This window comes from Geodermatophilus sp. URMC 65 (assembly GCF_053502545.1).
In genome coordinates, this window is sequence record NZ_CP199954.1 from 1,928,853 (window position 1) to 1,947,130 (window position 18,278).

The 18,278-nt window shown below is 75.1% G+C and carries 15 protein-coding genes; 7 read left to right on the top strand and 8 right to left on the bottom strand.

Annotated features, from left to right (window positions below):
• Positions 1–178 precede the first annotated feature (178 nt).
• Complete coding sequence (locus ACWIX7_RS09365) at positions 179–1,972, top strand: DEAD/DEAH box helicase (protein WP_448621268.1); 1,794 nt, start codon at positions 179–181, stop codon at positions 1,970–1,972.
• Positions 1,973–2,144: 172 nt separating this feature from the next.
• Here ACWIX7_RS09365 and ACWIX7_RS09370 read toward each other — a convergent pair whose 3' ends face one another.
• From ACWIX7_RS09370 to ACWIX7_RS09385, 4 genes are all read right to left on the bottom strand, one after another.
• On the bottom strand, positions 2,145–4,388 hold the full coding sequence (locus ACWIX7_RS09370) for a LuxR C-terminal-related transcriptional regulator (RefSeq protein ID WP_448621269.1): 2,244 nt from the start codon (positions 4,386–4,388) through the stop codon (positions 2,145–2,147).
• Positions 4,277–5,098, bottom strand: a complete 822-nt coding sequence (locus ACWIX7_RS09375) for an ATP-binding protein (RefSeq protein ID WP_448621270.1) — start codon at positions 5,096–5,098, stop codon at positions 4,277–4,279. The genes ACWIX7_RS09370 and ACWIX7_RS09375 overlap by 112 nt, the downstream gene beginning before the upstream one ends.
• A 159-nt stretch (positions 5,099–5,257) precedes the next feature.
• Complete coding sequence (locus ACWIX7_RS09380; protein WP_448621271.1) at positions 5,258–5,389, bottom strand: hypothetical protein; 132 nt, start codon at positions 5,387–5,389, stop codon at positions 5,258–5,260.
• A 123-nt stretch (positions 5,390–5,512) separates the two neighbouring features.
• Positions 5,513–6,820, bottom strand: coding sequence for an MFS transporter (locus ACWIX7_RS09385; RefSeq protein WP_448621272.1), 1,308 nt, complete (start codon positions 6,818–6,820; stop codon positions 5,513–5,515).
• 304 nt (positions 6,821–7,124) lie between these two features.
• Here ACWIX7_RS09385 and ACWIX7_RS09390 point away from each other — a divergent pair, with 304 nt between their 5' ends.
• Positions 7,125–8,396, top strand: a complete 1,272-nt coding sequence (locus tag ACWIX7_RS09390) for an ArgE/DapE family deacylase (protein ID WP_448621273.1) — start codon at positions 7,125–7,127, stop codon at positions 8,394–8,396.
• On the top strand, positions 8,393–9,022 hold the full coding sequence (locus ACWIX7_RS09395) for an HD domain-containing protein (RefSeq protein ID WP_448621274.1): 630 nt from the start codon (positions 8,393–8,395) through the stop codon (positions 9,020–9,022). The genes ACWIX7_RS09390 and ACWIX7_RS09395 overlap by 4 nt, the downstream gene beginning before the upstream one ends.
• On the opposite strand, the gene ACWIX7_RS09400 is transcribed toward ACWIX7_RS09395, so the two are convergent.
• Positions 8,991–9,269 carry a DUF4031 domain-containing protein gene (locus ACWIX7_RS09400; protein WP_448621275.1) on the bottom strand — a complete coding sequence of 93 codons (279 nt, stop codon included), beginning with the start codon at positions 9,267–9,269 and terminating at the stop codon, positions 8,991–8,993. The two genes, ACWIX7_RS09395 and ACWIX7_RS09400, sit on opposite strands and share 32 nt — an antisense overlap.
• Before the next feature lie 35 nt (positions 9,270–9,304).
• Here ACWIX7_RS09400 and ACWIX7_RS09405 point away from each other — a divergent pair, with 35 nt between their 5' ends.
• Positions 9,305–10,303 (top strand): Gfo/Idh/MocA family protein, encoded by a 999-nt coding sequence (locus ACWIX7_RS09405; protein ID WP_448621276.1) that lies wholly within the window; start codon positions 9,305–9,307, stop codon positions 10,301–10,303.
• Between the two features lie 23 nt (positions 10,304–10,326).
• On the opposite strand, the gene ACWIX7_RS09410 is transcribed toward ACWIX7_RS09405, so the two are convergent.
• Positions 10,327–11,109, bottom strand: a complete 783-nt coding sequence (locus ACWIX7_RS09410; protein ID WP_448621277.1) for a DUF72 domain-containing protein — start codon at positions 11,107–11,109, stop codon at positions 10,327–10,329.
• Between the two features lie 171 nt (positions 11,110–11,280).
• Here ACWIX7_RS09410 and ACWIX7_RS09415 point away from each other — a divergent pair, with 171 nt between their 5' ends.
• The 3 genes from ACWIX7_RS09415 to ACWIX7_RS09425 all read left to right on the top strand — a co-directional run bounded on the left by ACWIX7_RS09415 (position 11,281) and on the right by ACWIX7_RS09425 (position 15,353).
• Positions 11,281–13,434 (top strand): fibronectin type III domain-containing protein, encoded by a 2,154-nt coding sequence (locus tag ACWIX7_RS09415; protein WP_448621278.1) that lies wholly within the window; start codon positions 11,281–11,283, stop codon positions 13,432–13,434.
• A 117-nt stretch (positions 13,435–13,551) separates the two neighbouring features.
• Positions 13,552–14,961 (top strand): glucose-6-phosphate dehydrogenase, encoded by a 1,410-nt coding sequence (locus ACWIX7_RS09420; RefSeq protein WP_448621279.1) that lies wholly within the window; start codon positions 13,552–13,554, stop codon positions 14,959–14,961.
• Between the two features lie 32 nt (positions 14,962–14,993).
• A complete protein-coding gene (locus tag ACWIX7_RS09425) occupies positions 14,994–15,353 on the top strand; it encodes a VOC family protein (RefSeq protein WP_448621280.1) in 360 nt (119 codons plus the stop codon).
• 167 nt (positions 15,354–15,520) lie between these two features.
• Here the strand turns inward: ACWIX7_RS09425 and groL are convergent, their stop codons facing one another.
• Entirely contained in the window at positions 15,521–17,149 is a 1,629-nt protein-coding gene (gene groL, locus ACWIX7_RS09430; protein WP_448621281.1) for a chaperonin GroEL, read from the bottom strand.
• A 214-nt stretch (positions 17,150–17,363) separates the two neighbouring features.
• Positions 17,364–18,251: an SDR family NAD(P)-dependent oxidoreductase gene (locus ACWIX7_RS09435; protein ID WP_448621282.1), complete on the bottom strand. Its 888-nt coding sequence runs from the start codon at positions 18,249–18,251 to the stop codon at positions 17,364–17,366.
• Positions 18,252–18,278 lie beyond the last annotated feature (27 nt).

The window sequence follows — 18,278 nt, forward strand, 5'->3', positions numbered from 1 at the left end:
TGCTGCAACGGACGACCGGTCCGTCAGGGCTGTGACGACGCCCACACCGGGCCGCTCGGGCGGGCATCGCCGCAGGTCAGCGGCGCGACGGCCGGCGCCATACGTCGTCGCGGGCGGCGCGCGCGGGAGGTGGCCGGTTCGGCGTGTTGCTCGTCGCCCAGGCAGGATGACTCCCGACATGGCGAGTGCAGCACGCGCGGAGGCGGTCGCCCCGCAGAGGACCAGCCGACCGCTCCGGGTCTGGCAGCAGGCCGCGTTGGAGAAGTACGAGCAGGCGTCCCCGAAGGACTTCCTCGTCACCGCGACCCCGGGCGCGGGCAAGACGACCTTCGCCCTCACCCTGGCCGCGCGGCTGCTGCAGCGGCGCGAGGTCGCCCGCGTGATCGTCGTCTGCCCGACCGACCACCTGCGCCTGCAGTGGGCCGACGCTGCCGACCGGATGGGCATCGTCCTGGACCCGGGGCTGACCAACGCCGTCGGCCCGGTGCGCGCCGGCACCCAGGGCTACGTGACCACCTACGCGCAGGTCGCGGGCAAGCCGATGCTGCACGCCGCCCGCGCCACCGCGGTGAAGACGCTGGTCATCCTCGACGAGGTGCACCACGCCGGTGACGGCCTCTCCTGGGGCGAGGCGGTCGAGGAGGCCTACGGCTTCGCCGCGCGCCGGCTGTGCCTGACCGGGACGCCCTTCCGCACCAAGCCCGACGAGCGCATCCCCTTCGTGCGGTACGAGGAGGACGGCTTCGAGGGCGACGACGGCGAGGGGGGCATGGGCCTGGTCAGCCGTGCCGACTACACCTACGGCTACAAGGAGGCGCTGGCCGACAGCGTCGTCCGCCCGGTCGTCTTCGCCGCCTACACCGGCACCTCGCGCTGGCGGAACTCCGCCGGCGAGGTCGTCGCCGCGTCGCTGTCCGAGGCCGGCACCCGGTCGGTGGAGATGCAGGCCTGGCGCACCGCGCTGGACCCCAAGGGCCAGTGGGTGCCGCACGTCATCGCGGCCATGGACGACCGGATCACCCACCTGCGCGAGGAGGGCGGCATGCCCGACGCCGCCGGGCTGATCCTCGCCAGCGACCAGGACGACGCCCGCGCCTACGCCAAGATCGTCCGCCGGGTCACCGGCAAGGCGCCCGAGCTGATCCTCTCCGACGACCCCAAGGCGTCGAAGAAGATCGAGCGCTTCGCCACCGGCTCGGCCCGGATCGCCGTCTGCGTGCGGATGATCTCCGAGGGCGTCGACGTCCCGCGGGCCGCCGTCCTGGCGTGGATGACCTCCTACCGGACGCCGCTGTTCTTCGCCCAGGCGGTCGGCCGCGTCGTCCGCGCCCGGGCCGCGCACGAGTCGGCGACGGTGTTCCTCCCCGCCGTGCGGCCGCTGCTCGGCCTGGCCGCCTCCATGGAGCAGGAACGCAACCACGTCATGCCGCCGCCGAAGGCGCAGGACCCGGAGGCGCTGGACCTCGACCCGCTGCCGGCCAAGGAGCGCGAGCCGGTCACCATGAAGCAGTTCGAGGCGCTGGAGGCCGATGCCCGCTTCGCCCACGTCCTGCACGGCGGCACCGCGCACACCGGAGAGGGCCGCCCGGCCGCCGAGCCGCTGGCCGCCGAGGAGGAGGACTTCCTCGGCATCCCCGGCCTGCTCACCGCCGAACAGACGGCGTCGCTGCTGGCCAGGCGGGACGACGAGCTGCGGCTGCGGATCGCCCAGCGAGCGCACCACGACGACACCGGCGAGCTGCCGATCGTCGAGGACCACCCCGACGAGGACGACGCCGGCCGCTCCTGGCGCGACGCCGCCGAGCTGCGCCGGGAGGTCAACCGGCTGGTCGCCCGGGTCGCGGCCAAGACCTCCAGGCCGCACGGGGTGGTGCACACCGAGCTGCGCAAGGCCGTTCCCGGGCCGCCGTCGGCCTCGGCCTCGGTCGACGTGCTCCGCGCCCGCCGGGAACGCCTCCGCACGATGTTGTGAGCGGGATCGCCGGGATCGCCGGCTCCCGTCGAGTGAGCAGTTGCGGTCGCCGGATCCGGCGTGCCGACGCGTGTCGACGACCGCGACTGCGCTCTCGGGCGCAGAGGGCCGCCGCCACCCTGCCCGAGCCGGCCGCCCGGGACAGCTCCCCGGCCGGGCAGGCCCGGGGGGGTCAGCCCGCAGCAGGGGTGAGCAACCCGCGGGCGGCGGCGAGGGCCACGGCCTCGGTGCGCCCGCCCGCGCCGAGCTTGGCCAGGATCCGGCTGACGTGCACGCTCGCGGTCTTCTCGCTCATGAACAGCTCCGCGCCGATCTGCCGGTTGGTGCGGCCCCGGGCCAGCAGCCGCAGCACCTCGGCCTCCCGCGGGGTGAGGACCGCCGCCGGGTCCGGCACCCGCCCGACCCCGGGCAGGTCGAGCCGCCCGCGCCGGGCCAGGGCCGTGACCGCCGAGCGCAGCGGCGCCGCGCCGAGCCGGGCGGCGACCTCCGCGGCGGCGCGCAGCTCCTCGGCCGCGGCGGCCCGGTCGTCGGCGGCCAGCAGCGCCTCGGCCAGCCGCCACCGCGACCGGGCCTGCTCGTAGACGTGCCCGTAGCCGAAGGCGTCGACCGCGGCCCGCCACAGCGCCGGCTCCGCCCGGCCGGCGAGCCGGGCCGCCTCGGCCTCGACCCGGGCCTGCCAGGCGAACGCCTCCACCCCGAACGGCCCGATGTCGCGCAGGTGGTCCTCGACCGCCGCGCGGGCCTCGGCGACCAGCTCCTCCCCCGCCTCGACCCAGCGCCCCGCCGCTGCCTCGTCGCCCTGCAGCCGGGCGGCCGCCGCGGCGTCCCCGACCGGGGCCAGCGCGGTCGCGACCAGCCGGAGCACGGCGAGCCGGTCGACGTCCCAGTGCGTCCGCACCTGCTCCACCGCTGCCCGCGCCCGCTGCACGGCGGTCCCCGCGTCGCCGGCCCAGGCGGCCAGGTCGATCTCCGCCCCGGCCGTCGCCAGCAGCAGCAGGACGTGCGCGTCCAGCCGCTCGGTCAGCCCGCGGGCCCAGACCACCCGCTCGGCGGCCGACGGGTCCCCCCGGCCGACCTGCACCAGCAGCCCGGCGGCGCGCACGTGCGCGGCCATCTCCGGCACGCGCCCCAGCCGGTCGGCCAGCGCCACGCTGCCGTCCCAGTCGCCGGACACGTAGCGGGCCGACACGCCCAGGTGGCGCAGCTCGGCGCCGTAGAACGACCACTCGACGCCGAGCTCGGCCGCGCGGTCCAGCGCCTCGTCGACCCAGCGCAGCGTGGCGGCGACGTCCCCGGCCTCGTAGGGGACGACGGCGAGGTTGAACAGCACCCGCAGCTCGACGTCGGTGTCACCCGACCGCCGGGCCCGCACGAGGGCCTCCTCCAGCCGGCCGGTGAGGTCGCTGCCGCCGCGCATGCGGGCCAGCGAGACCGCGGTGTCGGCCCACGCGCTGTCCAGGCCGAGGGCGTCGGCGGCGGCCAGCGCCTCGTCGGCCGCGGCCTCGGCCTCCGCCCGGCGGCCCAGGGACCAGCTGGTGCGCGCGTGGGTGGCCGCCGCCCAGGTGCGCACCGGGGACGGCGGGTCGGCGGGTGCCAGCGCCATGGCCCGGCTGCTCTCCCGGTGGGCCGCCGCCTGGTCCTCGATCCGGCCCAGCGCCTGGGCCAGCCGGTAGTGCACCCGCGCCCGCTCGACCGGGTCGCCGTCCGGGCCGAGCAGGTCCAGCGCGGCGCGGATCAGCGCCACCGCCCGCTGCGGCTCCCCCGCGGTCCGGGCCGCGGCCGCGCTGTCGAGCAGCAGGGTCGGCTGGTCGCGCCCGGCCCGGGCGGCGGCGTCGGGCACGGCCGGCCACAGCGCCAGCGCCGTCTCCAGGTGCTGCAGCTGCTCGGCGGGCGCACCCGCGTGGCACGCCTCGGCGGCCGCCTCCAGCGACGCGGACAGCGCGCCGGCGAGGTCGTTGCTGGCGCGGGCGTGGTGGGCCAGCTCCGCGGCGGTGCCGGCCCCCGGCGTGGCGGCGAGGTGGGCGGCGGTGGTGGCGTGCAGCCGGACCCGCTCGCCGGGCAGCAGGTCGGCCAGGACGGCCTCGCGCAGCAGGGCGTGCCGGAAGCGGTAGCGGCCGCCGTCGGAGACCACGAGCAGGTGGTGGTGCACCGCCTCGGCGAGGGCGGCCTCCAGGTCGGCCGGGGGCAGCCCGCTGACGGCGGCGACCAGGTCGTGGCGCACCTGCCGGCCGGCGACGGCGGCCACCCGCAGCACCTGCTGGGCCGCCTCGCCGAGCTGCTCCACCCGGGCCAGCAGCACGTCGGTCAGCCCGAGCGGCAGCGTCTCGCCGGCCAGCCCGGCGGCGAGCAGCTCCTCGGCGTAGAAGGCGTTGCCCTCGGCGCGGGCGACGACGTCCTCGACCGTGCGGTCGGGCACGCCGGCGGCAGGCCGCGCACCAGCTCGCCGACGGCGGCGTCCGGGAGCGGCGCGAGCTCCAGGCGCTCCACCACGGGCAGCCGCACCAGCTCGGCGAGCAGCGGGCGCAGCGGGTGGCGGCGGTGCAGGTCGTCGGAGCGGTAGGAGGCGACGAGCGCGATCGGCTCCTCGCCCAGCCGGGCGAGCAGGTAGCGCAGCAGGTCGCGGCTGGAGCGGTCGGCCCAGTGCAGGTCCTCGAGGACGACGAGCAGCGGCGTCTCCGCGGCCAGCTCGCCCAGCAGCGCCGCGACCGACTCGAACAGCTGCAGCCGCCCCCCGTCCGCGACGGGGCGGCGGACCAGCGGGCGGCCGAGGTCGGCGGCGTCCCCCGCCGGCAGCTCGGAGACTGCGGGGGCGCCCCGGCCCGACAGCAGCTCCGGCAGTCCGGGCTGCCCGGAACCCGCCGCCACCGGGCGCAGCAGGTCGACGAACGGCAGGTAGGGCAGCCCGACGTCGCCGAGGTCGACGCAGTGCCCGGTGAGCACCCGCAGGCCCCGCTCGGCAGCGCGCGCGGCGAGCTCGTCGAGCAGCCTGGTCTTGCCGACGCCGGCGTCCCCGGCGAGCAGCACCGCCCCGGCGCGGCCCTCCAGGGCGCGGTCGACCGTGGCCAGCAGGCGGGCGAGCTCCGCGTCCCGGCCCACCAGCGGTCGGTCGTCGTCCCACTGCGCCACGACGCCGATCGTGGCAGAGCCCGGCGACGGGACCGGCGTACCGGGCGAGGTGGCCCCCCTGCAGGGCCCGCCGCCGGCCCCGTCCAGGGCACCGCCCCGAGCCTGCGAGGGGTGGGGAGGACGGGGTCCTTCCATGGCGGGGGGCAGGGGGGTCCTCCCTCAGCGCGCCCGCCGGGACCAGCGGGTGGTCCAGGCGTTGCGCCGCGTCCGGGTGCCGCGGCCGATCTGCTGCAGCAGCTCTCGGCGGTAGGCCAGCTCGGCCTCGAGTCCGGGGTTGGGGTAGGTGGGCACGACCGTCTCCTGTCGTCGTCGGGATCGACGACGACGACGGTCGTGCTGAGGGGGAGCCCCCGGCATCGGTCGGTCGGGCAGACCTGCGGCCCCTCAGGCCGGCTGAGGCCCCTCAGCCGGGCCTCAGCGCAGCTCGGTGCCCTTGGTCTCCCGCAGGGTGAGGATGACGGCGAAAGCGACCGCGGCTCCCACCGCCACGTACCAGAAGAACCACAGCGGGTGCCCTGCCTCGGACAGCCAGGTGATCACCAGCGGTGCGGTGCCGCCGAAGGTGGCGACGGTGAGGTTGTACCAGGACCCGATCCCGATGGCCCGCAGCTCGGTGGGGAACAGCTCGCTCATGATCGCCGGGGCGATCGACGCCATGAGCGCGTAGAGCCCGAGGCCGGTGCAGAAGACGACGATCAGCGACAACAGGTCGTCCCGGACGAGGTACGACAGCGGCACGATCAGCACGGCCATCGCGCCCGACCAGATCAGCAGCTGTGGCTTGCGCCCGATGTGGTCCGAGAGCTTCCCGAACGGGTAGCACAGCGCGACGAACAGCGCGGTGCCGATCGACAGCGCGATGAAGACGTCGGTCTTGTCGGCGTCGCGGAAGGTGATCGCGAACGGCGTCAGCGCGCTGAAGAAGGTGTAGTACGACAGCGTCGACAGCAGCGTGAAGGCGCACAGCTGCACCACGGCCCTGGGGTGGTGCGTGATCGTCTGCAGCAGCGGGTGCTTCGTCGCGCGGGCCTTCTCCGCGTTCTCCTCGAACTGCTCGGTCTCGACCAGCGACCGGCGCAGCCACATGCCGACCAGGCCGAGCACGCCGCCGAGGAAGAACGCGATCCGCCAGCCGTAGGACTCCAGCTGGTCCTGGCTGAGCGTGCTGGTCAGGAGCACGCCGAGCAGGGACGCCGCCAGTAGCGCCGAGCCCGTGGAGATGTAGAAGAACGACGAGTAGCGGCCGCGGTGGGCGGGCGGAGCGATCTCGCCGAGGTACGCGGAGGCGTTGGACACCTCACCACCCAGGGACATGCCCTGGGCGATGCGAGCGAGCAGCAGCAGGATCGGGGCCAGCCAGCCGACCTGCTCGTACGTCGGCAGGATCGCGATGACCATCGAGCCGCCGGCCATCAGCAGGATGGTCAGCAGCATCCCCGCCTTGCGGCCGCGGAGGTCGGCGAACCGGCCCAGCAGGATGCCGCCCAGCGGCCGGAAGAAGAAGGCCAGCGCGTAGGTCGACGTCGCGCCGATCAGCGCGAGCGCCTGGTTCTCCGCCGGGAAGAACTGGCCGGCGAAGAAGACGACGAACGTGGCGTAGACCGTCCAGTCGAACCACTCGACCGCGTTGCCGATGCTCGCCGACACGAGCGTCTTCACCGGTAGCCGGTGCCGCTCGTCGGTCGTCGTCGTGCCCGGACCCTGGTGGACCGTGTCGGCCATGGGAACTCCCCACGTCGCCCGAGATGTGGACTCGGATCGACCGTAAGGGCGACACGCCAGGACGGCACGCCGAAGCGGCAGGAGGGTCCGGACCGGGCGACGGCCGCCTCGCGGCGAGAAGCACAACGCGGCTCCAGCCCCCGACCGAGGTCGGGGCGGTAGTCCGCGAAGGCGTAACCAAATTGGCACCCGGGGGCACGATGCACCCGGCCCGGACGCTCCCCACGCTACCCCCGGGGCCGCCCCCTCACACGGCCCGGGGCGAGTGACTTCGGCCCTCGGGACCGCGTGCCAGACTCCGCCCGTGGCCCACCTGACCGACGCCGAGGCGCGCGTGCTGTCCGCCGTCGACGAGGCCTGGGCGGTCTCCCGGCTGCGGGAGCTCGTGGCCGTCCCCTCGGTCGGCGGCACCCCGGCGGAGTGCGAGGTGCAGCACCTGGTTGGCGACTGGCTGGAGGAGCTCGGCTGTGCCGTCGACCGCTGGCCGATCGACCTCGCCGCGGCGGCGACCGCGCCGGACGCGCCCGGCCAGGAGGTCGAGCGCAGCGAGGCGTGGGGCGTGGTCGGCACCGCGCCGGCGGCCGAGGACGGGACACCGGCGCTGGTCTTCTCCGGCCACACCGACGTCGTCCCGCCCGGGGACCGCTCACTGTGGCCCGGCGACCCGTTCGACCCGCGCGTCGCCGACGGCGCGGTGCACGGCCGCGGCTCCTGCGACATGAAGGCCGGGGTGGTCGCCGCCCTCGCCGCGCTGGCCGCTGTCCGGACGGCGGGGGTGCGGCTGGCCCGACCGGTTTCGGTGCATGCCGTCGTCGGCGAGGAGGACGGCGGGCTCGGCGCCTGGGCGACCCTGCGGCGCGGGCACCGCGGCGAGGTGTGCGTCATCCCCGAGCCGACCGCCGGCGCCGTGGTGACCGCCAACGCCGGTGCGCTCACCTTCCGGCTCGAGGTCCCCGGGCACGCCGCGCACGCGGCCCACCGCGACCGCGGGGTGAGCGCGGTCGAGAAGTTCGCCGAGGTGCACGCCGGGCTGCGCGCGTTCGAGGCCGAGCGGCAGCAGGGCGCCGACCCGCGCTTCGGCGACGCCCCCTACCCGTACGGCATCAACATCGGGCGGGTGCGGGCCGGCGACTGGGCCAGCTCGGTGCCCGACCTGCTGGTCGCCGACGGCCGCTACGGCGTCCGGCTCGGCGAGGACGTCGCCGCGGCGCGGGCGGCCCTCGAGGTCCGGCTGGCCGAGCTGTGCGCCGCCGACCCCTGGCTGGCCGGGCACCCCGTGCGCCTGACCTGGACCGGTGGTGCCTTCGCCAGCGGCTCGCTGCCGCAGGGGCACCCGCTGCTGCCCGCCGTCCAGCGCGCGGTCGCCGACACCGGCGCCGGGGTGCCACCCGAGCGGGCCATCCCGGCCGGCAGCGACCTGCGGCTCTACGCCGCGGCCGGGGTGCCGACGCTGCACCACGGCCCCGGCGACCTGCACCTGGCGCACGGTCCGCTGGAGCGCGTGCCGGTCGACGAGCTGGTCACCGCGGCACGGGCGTTCGCGCTGCTGACCCTGCGCACCTGCGGGGTGGCATGACGCTCGTCGGGTTCGAGGCGTGGGCGCGGCTGGCCGGGGACTCCCCCACCTCCCGCACCGAGTGGGCGGCCGTCGTCGCCGCGTGGGGCGAGCCGCACCGCCGCTACCACGACCTCCGGCACCTGGCGGCCGTCCTCGGGCTGGTGGGCGAGCTGGCCGGCGCCGCGACCGACCCCGACGCGGTGCGGCTGGCCGCCTGGTACCACGACGCGGTCTACGACCCCCGCCGCGGCGACAACGAGCAGGTCAGCGCCGAGCGGGCGCGCGCCGGCCTGCGCGGGCTGGTGCCGCCGGAGCGGGTCGAGGAGGTGGCCCGGCTGGTGCTGCTGACCGCCGGGCACGACCCGGCTCCGGACGACGCGAACGGCGCCGTGCTCTGCGACGCCGACCTCGCGGTGCTCGCCGGACCGCTCGAGGCCTACGCCGCCTACGCCTCCGCGGTGCGCGAGGAGTACGGGCACCTCTCCGACGCCGAGTTCACCGCCGGCCGCACCGCCGTCCTCGAGCACCTGCTGGCGCTGCCGGCGCTGTACCGGCTGCCGGCCGTCGCCGCCGAGTGGACGCCGCGGGCGCGGGCCAACCTCGCCGCCGAGCTCAGCCTGCTACGGCGCCGCGCCTCTTCTTGAGCCGCAGCCCCGCCCCCATCAGCCGGGCGAGCAGCTCCCGCCCGCCGACCGGCTCGGCACCGGCGGCCACCGCCACGTCGTAGAGCTCGTCGGGCACGTCGTAGTGGTCGCCCTGGAACGCCCGCCGCGGGATGCCGAGCTCCGTGGCGACGAAGGCGTGCAGCTCGTCGTAGGAGACGTCGCTGACCAGGTGCGACCAGCGCCGTCCGCGCCACGGCCACACCGGGGGGTCGATCAGCACCGCCACGGCGACAGTCTGCCCGCACCGTTACCGTCCTGCGGGTGAGCGAGGAGATCCGCTGGGGCGTCGTCGGGCCGGGCCGCATCGCCGAGAACGTGATGACGGACTTCGCGCACGTGCCGGGCGCCCGGCCGGTCGCGGTCGCCTCCCGGTCGGCACAGCGCGCGGCGGCGTTCGCCGAGCGGCACGGGCTCGAGCGGGCGCACGGCTCCTACGCCGACGTCCTGGCCGATCCGGACGTCGACGTGCTGTACGTGGCCACGCCGCACCCCCAGCACCACGCGGTCGCCCTCGCCGCGATCGACGCGGGCAAGGCGCTGCTGGTCGAGAAGACCTTCACGGCCACGACCGAGGGCGCGCGCGAGGTGGTCGAGCGGGCCCGGGAGCGCGGGGTCTTCGTCATGGAGGCGATGTGGACGCGGTTCCAGCCGGTCGTCGTCCGGCTGCGGGAGCTGGTGGCCGACGGCGCGATCGGCGAGGTCCGCTCGGTGCAGGCCGACCTCGGCGTCGCCCGCGAGTACGACCCCGCCGACCGGCTGTTCGCCCACGAGCTCGGCGGCGGCGCGCTGCTCGACGTCGGCGTCTACGTCGTCTCCTTCGCCCAGATGGTGCTCGGCGACCCGGACACGGTCACCGCGACCGGTTCGCTGTTCCCCACCGGCGTCGACGCCGAGGCCGCGCTGCTGCTGGGGTACGCCGACGGCCGGTCGGCCACGCTGACGGCCTCGCTGCGGTACCCGACGCCCGGGCAGGCGCGGGTGCTCGGCACCGCCGGCTGGATCGACGTCCTGCCCCGCTTCCACCACCCGCGCACCATCGTGCTGCACCGCGCCGGCGCCGATCCGGAGGAGATCACGCTGCCGCCGTCGGGCACCGGCTACAGCCACGAGCTCGCCGAGGTGACCGAGTGCCTGCGGGCCGGGCGGACCGAGAGCGCCGTGATGCCGCTGGCCGACACCCTCGCCGTCCAGTCGGTGCTCGGCCGGGCCGCCGACCAGCTCGGCGTGGCGTTCCGGGAGGACCCGCAGGTCCTCGGCTGAGCCACTCCGCGGGGTGCGAACCGCTACGCCGCGTCCCAGGCCCGGCCGGAGGCCTGGTCGGCGGTGGGCACGCGGGTCGGCGTCCGGCCCGTGCGGCGCACCGCCTCGGCGAAGACCACGGCGTCGGTGACGGCCGCACCCCCGGGGTCGTTGTTGAAGTACACGAGGACGTCGGAGTCGCCGTGGGTCTCCGACAGCCGCTCGGCCCACGCCTGCAGCGTCTCCGGGCGGTAGGCCCAGCCCTCGGCCCCGGTGTGCAGGCGCAGGTACCCCCAGTCGGCGGTGCGCCACAGCGGCGCGACCGGCCGCTCGGCCCGGTCGGCCCAGCACAGCGCCGCGCCGTAGCGCTCGAGCAGCGCGCGGACCTCGTCGGTCCACCACGACTCGTGCCGCGGCTCGACGGCGACGCGCACGCCGGCCGGGAACTGCGCGAGGCACTCGCGCAGCAGGTCGGCGTCGGCCTTCAGCGTGGGCGGCAGCTGCAGGAGGACGGCGTCGAGCCGGTCGCCGAGGCCGGCCATCCGGTCCACCAGCCGGGCGACCGGCTCCTCGGGGTCGCGCAACCGCTTGACGTGGGTGAGGAACCGGCTGGCCTTGACCGCCCACCGGTAGTCGGCGGGCGTCCGCTCCCGCCAGGCCTGGAAGGTGGTCCGCTCGGGCAGCCGGTAGAAGGCGTTGTTGCTCTCGACGGTGGCGAAGTGCTCCGCGTGGTGCTCCAGCCACAGCCGCTGTGGCAGCTTCGGCGGGTAGAAGCGGCCGCGCCAGTCGCGGTACTGCCAGCCCGACGTCCCGATGACCACCGCCACGGCAGCCGCCTACCCGCCCCGGCCGCCGCCGACGCGGGCCCACCGCGCCCCCGGATTGGGGGGCTCCGCTCCCCCTCCGCTCGGCTGCCGGGAGCGTCGCTGCACGACGACCGTGACCCCCACGAGACCGGCCCACGGTGGTGTGGGCGCGGCGCGACTGCGGAGTAGGCGATGACCAGGACACGACCGACCCAGCACGGCGGTCGCGGGGGTGGGCACGGAGCTGCGGTTCCCCCCGCGTCGCGAGCGTCCCGATCCCCCAAGCAGCGGCTGATCGCCGGCGGCCTGGCCGCCGTCACGGCCACCGGTGCGCTGGTGACCTTCGGGAGCCTGGCCCAGGCGGGCACTCCACCGACGGGGCCCGGCAACATCGAGATCTTCAACAAGCGCAGCATGGTCGCCCTCGAGGGCTACGTCGCCCAGGCCGGGCAGGAGGCCACGGTCGAGGTGCTCCGCGGGGGCCAGACGATCGGCATCGGCGTGGGGACGCTGGACGCCACCGGCTTCCTCGAGTTCAACCACCCCGGGGGCGAGTGCTGGATCGGGGTGACCCCCACCATCAAGCCCGGTGACGAGGTCAAGGTCTCCTTCAGCGGGGAGGCCTTCACGGACTCCGCGATCACGGCCTCCCCCACGGTCACCGAGGTCGTCGGCAGCGGCTTCACCGCGACCCAGAACCTCCCGACCGACCCGGAGAACCGGGTGCGCGGAACCGGGACGGTCACGATCAAGGGCACCTACGACCCCGCGGACCCGTGGTTCGACCCGACCCGGTTCAACATCGAGACGGTCAACCCGGAGAACGACGACGACAAGACCCCGCCCGGCGAGGACCCGGGCCTGTCCGACAACCGGGCGATGGGCATCAGCCTGGTCCCGGACGCCGAACACCCCAACGGCGAGCCCGGCCTGTGGGATGCCACCGCCACGGCCGACCCGGCGACCGGCACCATCGAGGGCACCTACACCCTCTTCACCAAGGCCGACTACGACCGCGTGCTCGAGGGTGACCACGTCTTCGCGGCCTGGATGGCGGGCGAGGAGCCGGCGCTCGGCCTGACCCAGAACGAGTTCGAGGAGATCCCCGGCCCGGGGATGGGCGGGTGCCCGCCGAGCCCCGACGGTCAGGCGCCGACGGCGCCGACGACGGCCCAGCTGTCGTCCGCCACGGGCTCGACCTCGGTGCAGGTCGCCTGGGAGACCCCGGCACAGCCCGCCGACGGCTCGCCGGTCAGCGGCTACCGGGTCGCCGCGATCGGTGGCGCCCACGCCGAGCAGGAGGTCGCCGAGCGGACCGGCGGGACCAGCGTCTCCCTCGACGGCCTGGAGGCCGGTGCCACCTACGAGATCAGGATCGAGGCCTACAACGGCCGCTGGTCGGCGGCGCAGTCGCTCGGCACGGTGGTCGTCGGCTCCGGCTCCGGGGGCACCACGCCGCCGGACGGCGGGACCGACCCGGGCACGGACCCGACGGCGACCCCGGTGGCCCCTGCCGGACTGACCGCCACGAGCGCATCGCTCGACAGCGCCGACGTGAGCTGGACCGCCACCGCCGGTGCGACCGGCTACACGGTGACCGCGACCTCGGCCGACGCGGCCGCCGCGGTGCCCGCCCCGGTCACGGTCGCGGCCCCGGGCACCACGGCCACGCTCACGGGTCTGACCTCCGGGGCGACATACACGGTGTCGGTGACCGCCGCGAACGCCAACGGTGAGGGCCCGGCCGCCACGGCCACGGTCTCGACCCTGAGGGCGGTGGCCCCCGCGGCGTTCAACCTGACCCGGGTCATCCCCGGTCACGAGAGCATCACCGCGGAGTGGACGGCGGCGGCGGCCGGCAACCCGGCCAGCCCGGTGTCCGGCTACGACCTGGTCGCGACCCCGGCCGATGGTCAGGCCGCGGTCACCCTCGCGGCGACCGGCACCGCCGGCACCGTGAGCGGGCTCCGGAACGGCGTGGAGTACGCGCTCACCGTCGTCGCCAGGAGCGGCGGCGAGGCCACCACGTCGACGGTGCCGGCGACCGTCGACAACACGGTCACGCCGACCGACGTCGTCACGGTCACCCGGGCGCAGTACCGAGCTGACCGGCGCGAGTACCGGATCTCGGGCACCGCGCAGGACACGACGGCGAACCGGGTGCACCTCCGGCTCGGCGACGTCACGGGCTCCGGTACGACCATCCAGCTCAACGTCCCGGTCGCGGCTGACGGCACCTGGACGGTCGACCTCCGCAACGGCCCCACCCTGCCGACCAACAACCGGTTCAACGTCACCTCCGATTCCGGCGCCAAGACGGTCGCCGTGATGACGCGGACGCGCTGAACCGGCGTCGGGAGCTCCCCGACACCCGCACGACCCGAGGGCCCGTCCCCGCACACGCGGGGGCGGGCCCTCGGTGTGCACGCGTGACCGCGCCACCGCGCGGGCACACCGACCCGCGTGACCGACCTCCCCCCGACCGTCTTCGTCCTCTTCGGCGCCACGGGCGACCTGTCCCGCCGGATGGTGCTGCCGGCCTTCTTCGAGCTCGCCCAGCGCGGCCTGCTGCCGGAGGACTGGCGGCTGGTCGGCAACGGCCGCGGCGACGTCTCGCACGTGGACTTCGCCGACCTGGTGCACGACGCGCTCACCGAGTTCGGCCCGAGCCCCGACCAGGGCCCGTGGGAGGAGTTCGCCGCGCGGCTGCGCTTCGCCGGCGGCGGCTTCGAGGAGTCCGACCCGGGCAGCCTGCTCGGCGTCCTCGGCGAGGCGCGCGAGGAGCTGGGCGGCGACCCGCAGCTGGTGCACTACCTCGCCGTCCCACCGTCGGCCTTCGAGAAGCTGACCCGGGCACTGGGGCAGCACGGGCTGACCGAGGGCGCACGGGTCGTCTACGAGAAGCCCTACGGCACCTCGCCGGAGAGCTTCCACGAACTCGACGACCTGGTGCACTCCGTGCTCGACGAGGACCAGGTCTTCCGGATCGACCACTTCCTGGGCAAGGAGGGCACCCAGGACCTGCACGTGCTGCGCTTCGCCAACGGCCTGTTCGAGCACGCCTGGCACCGCGATCACGTGGCGCAGGTGCAGGTCGACGTCCCCGAGGACCTCGACGTCGCCCAGCGCGCGGAGTTCTACGACGCCACCGGCGCCGCCCTCGACATGCTGGTAACCCACCTGTTCCAGGTCGCCGCCGAGGTCGCGATGGAGCCGCCGGCCAGCTTCGACCCCGCCGACCTGCAGCAGGCCCGCGAGAGCGTGCTCGCCGCCTTCCGGCCCCTGGACCCCGACGAGGTCGTGCTCGGCCAGTTCGACGGCTACACCGACATCGAGGGCGTCGCCGCCGACTCGCAGACCGACACCTACGTCGCCGCCCGGCTGTGGGTCGACACCGACCGGTGGCACGGCGTCCCCTTCGTGCTCCGGACCGGCAAGCGGATGGCCGTCAGCGAGCAGCGGGTGAGCCTGCTGCTGCGCCGTCCCGACGGGCCGGTCACCGACGTCCCCGGCCACGGCAACGTGCTGTCCCTGTCCCTGTCGGGGTCGGGTGCGGTGGACCTGCAGGTCGTCGCCAAGGAGCCCGGCCCCGATCTCTCCCTCGCCACCGCGACGGCCACGCTGGAGCTGGCCGACGTCCCCGGGGGGACGCCCCTGCCGCCCTACGTGTCCCTGCTGCACGACGTGCTCGTCGGCGACCGGTCGCTGTTCACCAGCAGCGAGGGCCTGGCCAACGCGTGGCGGGCGTTCGCCCCGCTGCAGCAGCGACCCCCGCGGGTGCACCGCTACGCGCCCGGCTCCTGGGGCCCCGCGGAGGCCGAGGCGCTGGCCGACCCCGCCGGCTGGCTGCTCGGCGACGGACGCCGGGACTGACGCCCGCGGCGGGGCTGTGCTGGGGTGGTCGCGTGCCCGATGCGCCCGCCCGCTTCAAGGACCTGTGCCTCGACGCCCGCGACCACCAGGCGATCGCGGACTGGTGGTGCGCCGCCCTCGGCTACGTCCGCCGTCCCTCGGCCGAGCCGCGGGACCCGGCGTGGCCGGTACCGATCGAGGACCCCGCCGGTGTGGGCCCGCTGATCTGGGTGAACCCCGTGTCCGAACCCAAGACGGTCAAGAATCGCGTGCACCTGGACGTCGTCGGGGACACCGCCGCCCTGCTGGTGGCCGGTGCGACGCTGCTGCGGGTGCGCGACGGCGAGATCGACTGGGACGTGCTCGCCGACCCCGAGGGCAACGAGTTCTGCTGCTTCGCACCGGAGGACTGACGGAGGACCCCGTCCCTCCCCCGCGAGCTCGGGACGGGGCCGACACGGGAACGCCGACAGGGGCGGCCCGCTCGCGAGCGGACCGCCCCTGCAGGTGACGGACTGGAACGGCCCCGTCCCGGGCCCCGCCCCGAGCTAGCGAGGGGTGGGGAGGACGGGGCCCTTCATCAGAAGTCCATGCCGCCCATGCCGCCGTCGCCGCCCGGCATGGCCGGGGCGGCCTTCTCCGGCTTGTCGGCGATGACGGCCTCGGTGGTGAGGAAGAGCGCCGCGATGGAGGCGGCGTTCTGCAGCGCCGAGCGGGTCACCTTGGCGGGGTCGATGATCCCGCTGGCGACCAGGTCCACGTACTCGCCGGAGGCGGCGTTGAGGCCCCAGCCGGTGTCGGAGTTGCGGACCTTCTCCGCCACGACGCCGCCCTCGAGGCCGGCGTTGACGGCGATCTGCTTCAGCGGCGCCTCGAGCGCGACGCGCACGATGTTGGCACCGGTCGCCTCGTCACCCTCGAGCTCGAGCTTGTCGAACGCGACAGCGGTGGCCTGCGCCAGGGCGACGCCACCACCGGCGACGATGCCCTCCTCGACGGCGGCCTTCGCGTTGCGGACGGCGTCCTCGATGCGGTGCTTGCGCTCCTTGAGCTCGACCTCGGTCGCGGCGCCGGCCTTGATGACGGCGACGCCACCGGCCAGCTTGGCCAGGCGCTCCTGCAGCTTCTCGCGGTCGTAGTCGGAGTCCGACTTCTCGATCTCGGCACGGATCTGGTTCACCCGGCCGGCGATCTGGTCGCTGTCACCGGCGCCCTCGACGATCGTCGTCTCGTCCTTGGTGACGACGACCTTGCGGGCGCGGCCCAGCAGGGAGACGTCGGCGGTGTCGAGCTTGAGGCCGACCTCCTCGCTGATGACCTGGCCACCGGTGAGGATGGCGATGTCGGCGAGCATGGCCTTGCGGCGGTCACCGAAGCCGGGGGCCTTGACGGCGACCGACTTGAAGGTGCCACGGATCTTGTTCACGACCAGGGTCGCCAGGGCCTCGCCCTCGACGTCCTCGGCGATGATGGCCAGCGGCTTGCCCGACTGCATGACCTTCTCCAGCAGCGGGAGCAGGTCCTTGACCGAGCTGATCTTGGAGTTGACGACGAGCACGTACGGGTCGTCGAGGACGGCCTCCATGCGCTCGGCGTCGGTGACGAAGTACGGCGAGATGTAGCCCTTGTCGAAGCGCATGCCCTCGGTGAGCTCGAGCTCGAGGCCGAAGGTGTTGCTCTCCTCGACGGTGATGACGCCTTCCTTGCCGACCTTGTCCATCGCCTCGGCGATGAGCTCACCGATGGCGGTGTCGGCGGCGGAGATCGACGCGGTGGCGGCGATCTGCTCCTTGGTCTCGACGTCCTTGGCGGTCGAGAGGAGGTACTCGGTGACCGACTCGACGGCCTTCTCGATGCCCTTCTTCAGGGCCATCGGGTTGGCGCCGGCGGCGACGTTGCGCAGACCCTCGCGGACGAGCGCCTGGGCGAGCACGGTGGCGGTGGTGGTGCCGTCACCCGCGACGTCATCGGTCTTCTTCGCGACCTCCTTGACGAGCTCGGCGCCGATCTTCTCCCACGGGTCCTCGAGCTCGATCTCCTTGGCGATGCTCACACCATCGTTGGTGATGGTGGGGGCGCCCCACTTCTTCTCGAGGACGACGTTGCGGCCCTTCGGGCCGAGGGTCACCTTGACGGCGTCGGCGAGGGTGTTCATGCCCCGCTCGAGGCCGCGGCGAGCCTCTTCCTCGAAGGCGATCATCTTGGCCATGTGGTGATGTCCTCCATGCATGGATCGCTGCACGGCCGGGACCGGCGCCCGCGACGGACGACACCGGCGGCACGGGCACTCCGTCGGCCCGCACACCAGTGCCTCACCGTTCCGACCTGATTGGCACTCGGCACTGTCGAGTGCCAATCGCGAGTCTGGCACTCGACCCTGCCGAGTGCAAGAACGGGGTCGCCGGGTCAGCTGTTCCCGGCCGTCAGCGGCCTCCGGACACCTCGGCGGTCGGCACGGGCCCCGGCTCGCTCACGGTCGTGGAGCCCCCGGGACCGCGGGCCGCCGCGGCTGCCCACACCCGGAGCACCAGTGACGGGGACAGCCGCATCAGCCGCCACATCACCCGTGCCTGACGCGGCGCGACGATGACCGCCCGGTTGCGGTCGACACCGCGGAGGACGTCGGCGGCCAGGGCGTCGGCGCTGTACAGCCGTCCACCGCTGAACCGGGTGATGAGGGCACGGGTGTCGACCCCCTCGAGGCTGGGGACCCGTGGCAGGTCGGCAGGCATCCCCTTGTCCAGGATCGGCGTGTCCACCCCGCCGGGGCAGACCACGCTCACCCGGATCCCCCGGGCGGCGCCCTCTGCCCGCAGGCTCAGCGACAGCCCGACGACCGCCCACTTCGTCGTCGCGTACGGAGCGGAGCCGGGCGACGGCAGGAGGCCGGCCAGCGACGCGGTGTTGACGATGTGGCCGTGTCCCTGCCGCACCATCAGGGGATAGGCGGCCTGCACCCCGTGGACGACCCCCCGCAGGTTGACGTCGACGGCCCGGTCCCAGTGCGCCGGGCTCAGCTCCTCCACCCGACCGCCGATCCCGATGCCGGCGTTGTTGAACAGCAGGTCGAGCCGGCCGTGCCGCTCCGCGGTGCCGGTGACGAGCGAGGCGACCGCGTCCGCCTCGCGTACGTCGACAGCGGCAGCCGTGGCCGCGCCGGGCCCGACGGCACACAGCCGTTCCGCGGCCTCTTCGGCCGCGGCACCGTCGACGTCGGCGAGGACCACCCGGTCCCCGCGGCGCACCAGCGCCGCGCCCAGGGCTCGTCCGATCCCGGACGCACCACCCGTGACGATCGCGACGCGTGACATGGCCACCCTCCCCGCCCCATCCGGTGC